The sequence below is a fragment of the Bacillus sp. CGMCC 1.60114 genome (assembly GCF_042676365.1).
Lineage (GTDB): Bacteria > Bacillota > Bacilli > Bacillales > Bacillaceae_G > Bacillus_A > Bacillus_A rhizoplanae_A.
This window is the reverse complement of record NZ_JBHTHG010000117.1, coordinates 138,590-150,997: the sequence shown is the minus strand read 5'-3', so window position 1 is coordinate 150,997 and position 12,408 is coordinate 138,590. Positions and strand designations below refer to the sequence as shown.

Annotated in this window: 11 protein-coding genes; 4 read left to right on the top strand and 7 right to left on the bottom strand. The window is 32.9% G+C overall.

All coding sequences use genetic code 11. The features are described from left to right. Positions 1–137: 137 nt before the first annotated feature. Together ACFQZ1_RS19330 and fadH are read right to left on the bottom strand one after the other, a co-directional pair. Positions 138–1,355, bottom strand: a complete 1,218-nt coding sequence (locus ACFQZ1_RS19330; protein WP_377883818.1) for an EAL-associated domain-containing protein — start codon at positions 1,353–1,355, stop codon at positions 138–140. A 224-nt stretch (positions 1,356–1,579) separates the two neighbouring features. Beyond that, positions 1,580–2,344 (bottom strand): 2,4-dienoyl-CoA reductase, encoded by a 765-nt coding sequence (gene fadH, locus ACFQZ1_RS19325; RefSeq protein WP_377883817.1) that lies wholly within the window; start codon positions 2,342–2,344, stop codon positions 1,580–1,582. A gap of 199 nt (positions 2,345–2,543) precedes the next feature. Here fadH and ACFQZ1_RS19320 point away from each other — a divergent pair, with 199 nt between their 5' ends. Next, complete coding sequence (locus tag ACFQZ1_RS19320; RefSeq protein ID WP_377883816.1) at positions 2,544–3,410, top strand: metallophosphoesterase; 867 nt, start codon at positions 2,544–2,546, stop codon at positions 3,408–3,410. A gap of 107 nt (positions 3,411–3,517) precedes the next feature. Further along, on the top strand, positions 3,518–3,724 hold the full coding sequence (locus tag ACFQZ1_RS19315; RefSeq protein WP_377883815.1) for a hypothetical protein: 207 nt from the start codon (positions 3,518–3,520) through the stop codon (positions 3,722–3,724). Positions 3,725–3,986: 262 nt separating this feature from the next. Here the strand turns inward: ACFQZ1_RS19315 and ACFQZ1_RS19310 are convergent, their stop codons facing one another. Next, positions 3,987–6,095, bottom strand: coding sequence for an RNA degradosome polyphosphate kinase (locus ACFQZ1_RS19310; RefSeq protein ID WP_377883814.1), 2,109 nt, complete (start codon positions 6,093–6,095; stop codon positions 3,987–3,989). A 110-nt stretch (positions 6,096–6,205) separates the two neighbouring features. Continuing rightward, positions 6,206–7,744 carry a Ppx/GppA phosphatase family protein gene (locus ACFQZ1_RS19305; RefSeq protein ID WP_377883813.1) on the bottom strand — a complete coding sequence of 513 codons (1,539 nt, stop codon included), beginning with the start codon at positions 7,742–7,744 and terminating at the stop codon, positions 6,206–6,208. A gap of 282 nt (positions 7,745–8,026) precedes the next feature. Between ACFQZ1_RS19305 and ACFQZ1_RS19300 the strand changes: the two genes are divergently transcribed. After that, positions 8,027–8,485 (top strand): YkyB family protein, encoded by a 459-nt coding sequence (locus ACFQZ1_RS19300; protein WP_377883812.1) that lies wholly within the window; start codon positions 8,027–8,029, stop codon positions 8,483–8,485. 31 nt (positions 8,486–8,516) lie between these two features. Here the strand turns inward: ACFQZ1_RS19300 and ACFQZ1_RS19295 are convergent, their stop codons facing one another. Both ACFQZ1_RS19295 and ACFQZ1_RS19290 read right to left on the bottom strand, forming a co-directional pair. Then, the gene (locus ACFQZ1_RS19295; RefSeq protein ID WP_377884151.1) at positions 8,517–9,137 is read right to left on the bottom strand and encodes a YkyA family protein; all 621 of its coding nucleotides are present in this window, start codon (positions 9,135–9,137) and stop codon (positions 8,517–8,519) included. Between the two features lie 56 nt (positions 9,138–9,193). Further along, positions 9,194–10,012, bottom strand: a complete 819-nt coding sequence (locus ACFQZ1_RS19290; RefSeq protein WP_377883811.1) for a peptidoglycan-N-acetylglucosamine deacetylase — start codon at positions 10,010–10,012, stop codon at positions 9,194–9,196. 916 nt (positions 10,013–10,928) lie between these two features. Here ACFQZ1_RS19290 and ACFQZ1_RS19285 point away from each other — a divergent pair. Then, a complete protein-coding gene (locus ACFQZ1_RS19285; RefSeq protein WP_377883810.1) occupies positions 10,929–11,159 on the top strand; it encodes a phage holin in 231 nt (76 codons plus the stop codon). A 201-nt stretch (positions 11,160–11,360) separates the two neighbouring features. Here ACFQZ1_RS19285 and ACFQZ1_RS19280 read toward each other — a convergent pair whose 3' ends face one another. After that, entirely contained in the window at positions 11,361–11,882 is a 522-nt protein-coding gene (locus ACFQZ1_RS19280; protein ID WP_377883809.1) for a hypothetical protein, read from the bottom strand. Positions 11,883–12,408 lie beyond the last annotated feature (526 nt).

Sequence of the window (12,408 nt, the reverse complement as noted above, 5' to 3'; positions counted from 1 at the left end):
GCAATGATTTATACATTGAAGGAGTGCCTTTCGTTCGTAAAATCTTTACAACGATAGACATCATTCTTATCATAGTTGTCACTATTACCAATTTATGATAAAAACAAACAAAAAAAATGCACGAAATATTTCGTGCATTATAATAAAACATCTTCTTCATATAAAAATTCATAAGACAAATCAATAAATAAATAATGCTCATCATCAATAGGAAACGAGAACGTTCGAACCAATTCACCCGTTTCAAGATCTCCATATAAATCAGACAATCTTCCTTTTTGTTCAAAGCGCAGTTTCATAATGTTTTCTAAAAAATATGGACGCCAGCTCCAATTCTTCATATAATATTCTGGCATTAGCACCCATTCTCCGTCTTTTTTCATGACGTTTCCTGACTGTTGAAAGCCGTCTTCATTACAAATATAAATACGAAAGCTACAATGCGTCACTTGTTGACTAAAATTCACTAACCATTTATTAAAATCTTCTATTTTTCTCTGTTTTGCTAATACATTTCCAACATATTCTCGAAGTGTTTCAGCCAGTTTATAAACCTTTTGTAATTTTCGTTTTTCATGCTGAATAAATTGATGACACTCATTACCAAGGCGCTCTTTCAAAATATCTTTATTAACAAAATCCGGTAAAAACCCTTGTAAATAATCCCCTTGATAATATCTTCCTCCATTTTTCCAAGCGTATTGTAATTGATAGAACGCATCAATATCTTCATACAATAATGTTGCACCAATACGTCTCGCTAAGAGTGATAATGAATATAAGATATCCTGATACGATTGTAATAGTGCTGTTTGACGTAAATTTGTTAAATCTACTTTTAAAATATCAGGAGTTAGCACACTAATTTTTTCAAGATTACCCGTTCCTGTCCCTACTTTATTAATTGCAATTTGAATACCATATGTACGGTAATACATAAGTAAATGATTAAATTGTTCAATATCGTCTTTAAAATCATGTTCTGTTATTTCTAATACGATACGATTTAAACGTAACCCCTTCTTTTCATACGTTAATAATAAATGTAGTAAGCTTTCACTTTCATCACTCATCAGTATATTTGCATTACGATGCAAAAATAATAAAAATGATTGATCTGTTTCCAAATACCGATCCAATACTTTTCCTAAAATGATATTATCTACTTCAAGTTGAAATTCATCTGGAATCGAATCATCATGAAAGAATGAAGCAAGACTGTGAATCCCTTCTTCAGTTTGTATGCGTCCTACTACTTCATATCCAATTACAGTATGTTCATCTGCACTAAAAATAGCTTGATAGTAAGGAAGGACTTGATCCAAATTACTCATCACTTCTAATGCATCTATCATAGTACTCCCCCCTTTTACTTTTCAAAAAATTATAACACGTTATGCAGAAAAAATAATAAAAAAATCCCTTCAGTTCTCCTGAAGGGATTAGAGGGGTAAAATGCTAAGGGGAATTAGCAATTCTACTATGAAGAAAAAAGAGGTCTTAAATATACCTCATAAACAAGTTCCTTGTAAAGGCCCTCTTTTTATATGTCACAAATTTGTCACAAATTCCCCATCCCTTAAAACGGATATTGATGTAAATGTTGGCCACCATCCATTGTAATACATGCTCCATTTATGTACGCAGCTTCTTCAGAGCATAAATAAAAAGCAAGACCAGCAATTTCTTCTGGTGTTCCAAGTCTTCCGAGCGGCACACTTTGTAGTGTTCGTTTTGCTGCTTCTTCAGATATCCATAGCTTATCGGCCCCACCTGTACGTTCAATTGGCCCTGGAGCAATTGCATTAACACGAATTCCATATTTACGTCCCCACTCAACAGCAAGCGTTCTTGTCATTGCTAATACACCTGCTTTAGCTGACGCAGAATGAATAACACCAGGACCTGCATCCCATGCGTAAGTTGCAACCATATTAATAATTGTTCCTTTTATCCCTTTTTCAATCCAATACTTCCCAATTGCTTGACTACAATAAAATGTACCATTTAACACGATATTAATAACAGCATTCCAACCATTTGGCGATAAATCTTCAGCTGGACAAAGAAAATTTCCCGCTGCATTATTTACAAGTACATCGATGCGCCCAAATTCTTCATCAATTTTTTCGATCATTCTTTTTATATCCTCAGTATTACGCACATCCATTTGTACAGGTAATACTTGTCCTTCAAATTGTTCGATTTCTTTCTTTGCTTCCTCTAATTTTTCTATTGTACGTCCTGTAATAACCACACGCGTTCCTTCTTTCGCGAAACGAGCTGCCATTCCTTTCCCCATTCCACTTGAACCACCTGTAATTACAACTACTTTTTCTTTCACAATATCCCCTCCCAAAAATGAATACACATTCATTTTATCACTTTATTCACCAGAATTCTTTATAAATTTAAATTTTTCTGATATCTTTTAATGAAACATACTACGTTAACAACGAAAGGGGAGAAGATAAGTAGCGACTCATTCTAACAAATCACAGCTTTCTACTACAATCATTTCCGATAATCTCGCTCATATAAACATGAATCATATAACAAGAAGAAATTTTATCAAAAAAGGTATTCGCACACTATTATATACTTGTTTAACGACTGGAACGGGTTACTATTATGCAAAATATATAGAACCGCGCCTTCTCTCTTGTACGTACCATACGATTCATTCTCCACTCATCCCACGTGGATTTAACGGTGTTAAAATGGTTCAATTTAGTGATTTACATTTAGGATACTATTACTCGCTTCAACAACTTTCTAAAATAGTAGCAAAAATAAATGAACAAAATCCTGACATCGTGTTTTTTACTGGAGATTTAATTGATAATTATCAAACATACGGAGATACTCCACTTGTTGCATCAATTTTACAAAATATTATTGCTCCGCTTGGTAAGTTTGCAATTTTTGGTAATCACGATCATGGTGGGTACGGGACAGAATACTATGATCACATCATGACACAATCTGGCTTTGTAATATTACAAAATGTCGAAAAACGCATTCGCCTATTAGATGGAAGTGAAATTTCCATTTTTGGTATTGATGATATCATGCTTGGAAATCCGGACATACACGGAACCTTGCAACAAGCACAAAATAATCTATACACGATTGCTCTTGTACATGAACCTGATGTCGCACCTCATATTGCAAATTTCCCCGTCAATTTACTACTTTCTGGACATAGTCACGGCGGACAAGTACAACTCCCTTTCTTTGGCGCCATTATTACTCCTACATTTGCGAAACATTATATTGAAGGTTTTTATCATATTAAGCAAAACTATGATTTGTTATTGTATGTTAATCGAGGTCTTGGAACAACCCGTGTACCATTTCGTTTTTTAGCAAAACCAGAAATTACAATCTTTACATTACAATCGACATAATATACAAATTTATTTCGCCTATTTTCTGCACCATTCTCTCTTGTACTCGCTCATCCACATCATCTTTTCCATATGATAACAATGAGTTTAATGAAGGAGGTTTAAACATGTATCCACTATACCAGCCCATTCCGTTCCGCTCAGCACCAGTTGGTCCAGTCGGAGACTCACGATTTCTACCATTTATCGGATTCCCCTTTTTAGCTGGTCTTGCAGGAGGTTTAATTGGCGGAGCATTGGCATTTGGCCCTAGACCATGTTATCCACCATATCCTTGCTTCGGCTATCCTTTTCCAACACCGTATTATTACTAATGTAAATAGAATCAACTATTGAAAAAGGCCTCATATCGAGGCCTTTTCTCTATATTATATTATATTATATTATATAAATAATTGTAAAACATCAGAAAATGAATATACTTATCTTCTATCCAACGATTTTGAGGCAGTAAACTCCACCTCAAGATTTTAAGAAATCCGAGAAGCTAGGTAAGAGTTAATTGCTAATATGCGCCCAATTGGTGAAAACTTTTAATCAATAGAGAATGAAACATCCACTGATGGAAGTTTCACTTTATTCTTCCTCTGTGTGTGTATATGCCATTTGAAAGAGTTTCATTTGACTTTCCATTTCTTGCGCACCATCATTTGCTACATAGTAATATTCTCCATACTCATTTTGTTCACGCGCTTTTACATTATCATCTAAAATGAGTTGTAAAATATCTTTAATTCGCGCTTTCATATCGAACTCTAAAATTGGGAATGAAATTTCAACACGTTTTTCCATATTGCGAGTCATCCAGTCCGCTGACGACAAAAATAACTTTTCTTCTCCATTATGGTGAAAATAGTAAATACGGCTATGTTCTAAATAACGGCCTACTACACTAATGACACGAATATTTTCACTTATCCCTAAAATTTTTGGACGTAAACAACAAGTCCCTCTTACAATGAGGTCAACTTTCACGCCAGCTTGTGATGCTTCATACAGCTTTTGAATAAGCGGCTTATCTGTTAACGAATTCATTTTTGCAATAATATAACCATTTCCATATTGTTTATGATAACGAATCTCCTCATCCATGAGTTCAATAAATTGCTGACGAATATCAAATGGAGCAACGGATAATTGATGAAAATGAGGTTTCATTGTATACCCACTTAAATAATTAAAAAAGTTTGTCGCATCAATACCGAAATCTTTACGTGATGTAATGTATCCAAAATCAGTATATAATTTCGCTGTTGCATCATTATAATTACCTGTTCCTAAATGAACAAAACGTTCAATCTTCCCATTTTTTCGTCTTACAACAAGCGTAATCTTACTATGTGTTTTCAAATGACTAACACCATAAATAACATGACAACCTGCTTTTTCTAATTCTTTTGCCCAGTGAACGTTATTTTCTTCATCAAAACGAGCCTTTAATTCTACAAGTACTGTCACTTGCTTCCCATTTTCTGCCGCTGTTTTTAACGCCTTAATAACGGGGGAATCTCCACTTACACGATACAGCGTTTGTTTAATTGCTAACACATCCGGATCTTCTGCTGCATCTGCAACAAAATCAATGACAGGTTGAAATGATTCAAATGGATGATGCAATAGGATATCTTGTTCTAGAGCTTTTTCAAACACATCTTCTTCATCACCTAAATCTTGAGGTGGCTGTGGAATAAGTGCTGGATAGATTAAATTGTCATATGTAGATGCTAACTTCTTATAAAGCGCAAATAAGCATGTTAAATCAAGTGGGCCATCAATCATATATACATCTTCATCTTCTACTTCTAACGCTTCGTATAATAAAGATAATACTCTTTTATCTAAGTTATCTGTTCCTACCTCTAAACGAACCGCTGCGCCCCATTTTCGTTTTTTTAATTCTTTCTCTATTACTTTTAATAAATCACGTGCACCTTCTTCATGAATAGTCAAATCCGCATTACGTGTAATGCGAAAACGAGTAACAGAAGATACGATATATCCTGTAAATAATTTATGAGTAAAGTTACTAATCACATCTTCTAAAGAAATAAATTTTTGCTTATTGTCTTCATTTGGTAAAAAAATAAAGCGTTCTAATAATGATGGAACTTGAACGATGCCAAGCTTGGTCCGATTTTCTTCTACTGTTTGTCTTTCATCATATAAAATAGCAGCTAAATTTAAGCTTTTATTCAATAACATAGGAAACGGTCGGTACGCATCAATTGCCACAGGTGTTAACACCGGAAAAATCTGCTCATCAAAATATTCTTCAATAAATTCTCGTTGTTCTTTCGTTAAATCGTGAAAAGACAATAATTCTATTCCTTCTTCCTTCAACGCAGGAAGTACAATATTTTGATAAGTATCATACTGTACTTTCATTAATTCATGTGCCTTAGTTGAAATCTTTTTCAACTGTTGTTTCGGTGTTAATCCAGCTTTATTTTCTGGTTGATTAAATCCAGCTCTTACTTGATCTTTCAATCCTGCAACGCGTACCATGAAAAACTCATCTAAATTTGAGCTGAAAATACTGATAAACTTTAATCTCTCTAATAATGGATTACAGTCACCTTGCGCTTCTTGTAATACTCGCTCATTAAAGGCAAGCCAACTTAATTCACGATTGTTATAATAAGCCGTATCATTCAAGTTTATAAGATTACCCTTCACCGTTTCCATCTCCCCATCACACTTCCCTCTAAAGCTTTATCAATATAATTTTATTATATTCATTTTAGCAAATATCCATTGGAAAAAGTGTAAATTTTTTGTAAAGAAGGTCATACAACTTAACATTTTTCGTGAAAATATAGTTCAATGTTTGCTTTTAAAGCTTTTTCCAGCTGTTTTTTCTGTTTTTCCGCCTGTACTTTTTCAGATAATGCTGATTGCTTACAGCAAATATAAAAAGCAAGACCGTCTTCGTTTTTTACAATATGAATGGATTCGACAAGATTACGATTTGTCACATTTAATGCTGCAGAAAATTGTAAAATAGACCCTAATAATCGTATTTTTCTTTGTTCGTCTTTTTCAAACCAATCTGTAAATGGTTCGATACATTGTTTAAACAACAATTTCGATTTATAAGAAGCAATTAATGCTAATTTAATTCGTTCTTTATGCATCATGCCATCTATCGTTTTATTTGCTAATAAATAAAATGTATGCTGGCTGCTTGACTCTTTATCAATATATTTTCCAATATTAAATACTTTTGCTGCTCTATGAAGCAGAGTCCAATCTTCTTGCGTAAAGGAGATAACCTCTTTTTTTTCTAATTCTTTGCAAATAGTCATGGCATTTTTCATAAGTTGCATCACAACGCTCATATCCATCTCATATTCATGAGAAAGTAAGTGTAAACTTTCTTCCACGACATTTGGATAATAAGTAATCCCAAGCGAATTTGTTAATTCTTCATAAAAAACACCTTCTCGTAGCCCTTTTCTACTCAACACAAAAGATGGTGCTTCTATAATAGTTGTCAACATCCTAAACACTTCTACTGCTGAAATAATCGTATCAGCTCGATCTTTAGCAAGTCCCTCTAACTTTTGCAGTTCTGTAAACGAAAGCCTTAATAAATGTTCGTGCACATGTTCAATATCAGTTGGCTTCATCTTATATAAATGTAATCCGGAAATCGGATAAGAAATTAGATTCTGGTGAATGTTCACCATATTTCGTGCACTACCTCCAATTGCAATTAACGGTAATTTCTTACCTTTGAGCCATGGAAGCGATTGAAACTCATACCATAAATAATTTCTTAATTCCTCAAGTTCTTCTGAAGTTGGTGTATCATGACGAATGAATTGTTGCTTTAATGACAACGCCCCAAATGGAAAACTATAATATTCGATAATTTCTCTATTTTGAAAATATGTAACTTCTGTACTTCCGCCTCCAATATCAACAGTAATTCCTTCTGTGAAAGAGGTGGAGTTCATAACCGCCATATATCCATAACGTGCTTCTTCATACTCAGACAATACCCGAATCTGAAAATCAGTGTGCTCTTCAACAAGACGTTTAATTTCCATTTGATTTTTAGCTTGCCGAACTGTTGCAGTCGCTACGCACAATACTTTATGTAACTGGTGAAACCGCGTGCTTTCTTGAAATTGTAGCAAAGTATGTAACAATACATGGATTCCTTCTTCAGTTAGGACACCATCTACTAAATAGTTGCGTAAGCGAGCAACTACTTTCGTATTTTCAATTTCTTTGTAAAAGCCGCCATTTTGTTTTTCATAAATAACTAATCTCATCGTATTTGATCCAATATCAATAATCCCATATTGTTGTTTCAACACTCTCGTCATCCTTTTCTTTGCATCATTATATCATTATTTAAAGTTATAAAAACATGTTCAACATAGCGCAAAAGCACTTAAATTCATGAATAAGAGGTTCTTCTATATATTTTCTTCTATATGAAATAAAGTATTAACTTACTTCAAAGAAAGATATAACTATTATACAAAATAGTTGTTTTTTTTCACAACAATGCTTTAATATTGACAATACATATAATAGCTTTCTATATAGAAGAATTGCTAGCTTTTATTAAATTATGATACTGTAGACAGGAAAGGAGTGCCAAGATGAAATCTTCACAATCCCAGTCTCATTCCTACAAACCATATTCGGTCCATCAACTGGCTGAAGCAATTTTCAGTGTCAACCGACATGCTAAATCAGCTACAAATCCGAAATATTTATATTGGTTAAAAAAGACGGCTTTAGAACGCTTAATTTCAGAAAAACAAGCTACAAAAGAAGGTTTACACTTTTCCCAAAACCCACGCTTTAGCCAGCAACAATCTGACGTTCTTGTTCGAGCAGGTAATTATTACTTCCATATTCCTCCTACGAAAGATGATTTTCGCAACCTTCCACATCTCGGTAGCCGTGATTGTGCATATCGAAATCCAAAAGCACATTTATCCTTAACATCTGCTAAAAAAATGCTCCAGCAGTATATTGGGGAAGAAGCATTCCAACAAGAAAAAAAATTAAACGAATCCATTCCTTGGTATCGCCGTACTTACACACAAAAATAAAGAAGCTTTGGCCGAAATGGCCAAAGCTTCTTTATTTTTTGTCTTCTTTTATTTTAATATTTGCTTGCTTATAAAAGGACAGTTTTTCTTGATTATATTGCTTTGTATATTCATTAAATTTATTTTTTGGAGACTCGATATCCTGATAAGATTGATTTACAGCTTTTACTTTCTCACTAATCGTTTTTAATTTTTCATCTTTTCCTTGTAACATCGTATACAATTCTTTTTCTAATTTTAATGATTTCTTATAACTATCATACATCTTATTAAAAGCATCATAACGGCCTTTATACGCATCTTGTACTTTCTTTGCTTGTTCTTGCAGTTTTTTATCTTCCAGTTTCTTTATACTTTTATCAACATCTTTTATTTTCTCTTGCGCTTTATCCAACGTGTCTTTCTCTTTATCTAATACTTTTTCACGATCTGCATCGATTTTTATAGCTTGATCTAATTTCTCTTTTACCACTTGATTGTTATCTTTTCCGTCCTTTACAATCTGGTTGTATAATTCTTGTCCTTGCTTTTCTAATGTTTCCAATGTTTTCGCATCTTCAAACATTGTTTTTTCTTGTTTTGCAGCATTCTCAAAAGCTGTGTATAGCTCTTCCTCTGGTTTAGGTCCGAAGCAACCTGCAAGTAAACTCATTGATATAACTGCTACTAGTGCTATCTTTTTATATTTCAACTTCAATTCCTCCTATTTTATATGCGATTATCATGCCAGAAATTTAACGGAAAATGATCTGCTTCATTGTATACTTCGAATTCATACCCCTTTTTACGAAGATCATCAATGATTGTTTGTAAAGCTTGCACTGTTTGCTTTTTCTCATGCATTAATACAACCTCTTGTTCTTTATTAACGTGTGAAACAACATTTTGGATTACTCCATTTGGATTTCCTGGTAATTTCCAGTCTAAAGAATCAACAGTCCAATCCCATTCTTTCATGCCAGCAAGTGTCATTTGATCACGCAATGCTTGAGTAAGCCCTGGCATACTTCCATATGGACAGCGAACAAGGTTTGGGCGAATACCTGTTACCTCTTTCATAATATCTTGTGCCTGTTTCATTTCCTCAACAAATTTACCTTCTTTATACAACTTTGTATAATTATGCGTCATACTATGAACACCCGGATAATGTCCCTCTTTTACTAAGCGCTTCACACTCTCTTTATAGGCTGGAATATTTCCACCAATCATAAAGAATGTTCCTTTTATATCATTTTTCTTTAAAATATCTAAAATTTCATTTTGAAATTCACTTGGTCCATCATCAAATGTTAAATATACTACTTTACGCACTTGACCGTTATATTTTTCGGGCGCTACTTTTTTCATATCTACTTTTGGTTGTTCACTTGCAAACTGAATGGAATTTTCTTGATTTGCAACCGCTTTTGCAGGGGAAGTAATTGATTGAAACATAAAAAATCCTGCTGCTACAACACAAATTGCGATAACAACAATAACCAACCGCTTAATTACTGTAGAGCGGTGGTTCCTAACGTCTACCATTCTATCATTCCCTTTCTATCTTTCTATCTCTACTTGTTTCATTTTACACAGTACAAAGGAATCGATGCAATATTTTCCGGTTATTTTCCAATTGTCCTCAAAAGGAAAAGTGTAGAGATTTTTCTTGCTCTACACTTTTAACGAGAAATCATTGTGCAAAATGTACTGACACATCCATCGTTAATTATATGATGATTAACCATATTTTTAAAGGGATTTGTTACAAAATACACAATATATTGTAACAAAAATGAAAAAAATGTTTCGAAATAATAATGTTGTAATTTCACTAGTTACATATCTCTATTTTGATAGAATCATTGGAAGTGCTAGTTCTAATAGCACTTCCAATGATTCTCCCTCTAATGGATATGTTGTCCCACCAAATATAAATGTGATGTGTACAATATCATCTTGCATCATTTTTGTTACATTTTTTAGTTATTCAATTCATTAACATTGGTTATTCGTGCCCTTTATCTGCTGCAATAATGACATATTTATTTTCTTCCCAGCATGTTATAACATCACTTTTTTAAACTGTCTGCACCCATATTTGTTCTACTTTTAGAACCATTTTCTCTAGTCTTGGTTCTAAAATACTAATCTTTAGTTCTCCCACCGATGGAAAGCTCGCCCAATCGGGCTTTTACAGGCAGTTATCCGCCACCTATCTTCCTCGTTTCTCTTTGAATCTTGAGGTGGGGGTCTTACTGCCCGTTAATGCGGGATAAACCACTAATTTCCCCTTTATATTTCATATATTATCCCTTTCTTCTATTAGATGTTTCTATATAACTGATGCTTTTTTATTAAATAAAAAATGTATGTCCGGTTTTCCGATTAGCTTGTATTCCTTTTCTTCTATTTTCATATAAATATTATATAAAACATATAATAGAAGGAGAGATTTATTATGAAATCAGGGAATATATCAGATATTCTCCGTTTTCTTACTGGCTTTCTCTTATCACTAAAATTACTATTTGAATCATTTGGCTTAAGTTTCATTTCAAATGAACAAATCGATGCAATTGTCAATGTTGCCTCTTTTTTGTTTATCTTATACTTCGGATACAAAAATAACTATTTAGGAAAAAAAGGAATTGAACAAAAAGAGCTTCTTAAAAAGCATAACCTTCACTAATAAAATGAAACTTCCGTCAGTAGGGTCTTACTGCCCATTAATACGAGATAATATTTAAAAAGTTTATTTCAACAAAAAAGAAGGAAGTTATCTATTGTATATGGATAATTTCCTTCTTTTTTTATCTGTGCTCATATAAAGTAATATTCAATTACTTTATATAAATTCTTTTTTGGTAGTCTTCTATTCCATAATTTCTTTTTATTGTTTTATCAGCAAGGCCTGTTTTGTTTGAAATGGTCCATATGCTTGTTGGTTATGTTGAAATGTATACGTAGCACGAAGAGGTAAAGAAGATGATATATTGTTTCGCTCAGCTTTTACTTTCAATATTAAACATGCTTTTTCTTTGGGCGATAGTTTATCAATGCGCCAACGAACTAGTTGAAAAAGAATTTCGTTTTCCCCATTGTTGGACGTTAATGTATTTGGTATATACGATAATTGATCTCTAATCATATGACTTACGCATATACGAGAAACAGCCTCTTCACCTTTATTATCCACTTTAATTTGAATCGCAATTATATCTTTCAGTTCATAATAAATAGTATCTGAAAACGAAGACTGTTGTTTCATATCACACACCGTAAGCGTTACTTCTATTTGAGGAGTATATTGCTTATAAGCTAAATCCTTATCATTGCTTCCTGACCATAAAGAAGGTTGTATACAAAAAGAAAACTTATCTCGATTTTCTAACTCCCCCCAATATTTCACCATACAAACTCACCCCACTCTAATATTAAATATATAATTTTCACACTTTCTACCTTTACTTCGCAGCCTTCGACAAAAACTTGGTCTTTTTATATCCTGTACTTTATATAGTATTCGATAAGCGAAAGAAAAAATCATTCTAAAAAAGCTGTACATTATGTACAGCTTTACTGATAAGGTCTTATGTGTTCTTTTATCTTATACTAACCATAAGTGGCATATAAAAGATCTTTCCTGCTGATAAAATTTTCATTATATATATCATTCCAATATTCTTCAATTCATTTTATATCATATAACGATACACAGACACATTTAATTCTTATAGTAAGTACCATTCCCTTTTGTCACTTCCTATATTATGAATCATTTTCAATAATATGTTTCATTTAAAATATTTTACATTCATTCGTTTCTACACTTTTTATAAATAAGTAACCAATAGCATGTTTTTTACATATTTCCTTCTTAAATAATTTGTATATATATTATTTAAGAAGGAAATATCTTTATGTTCTTTGACTAAAAG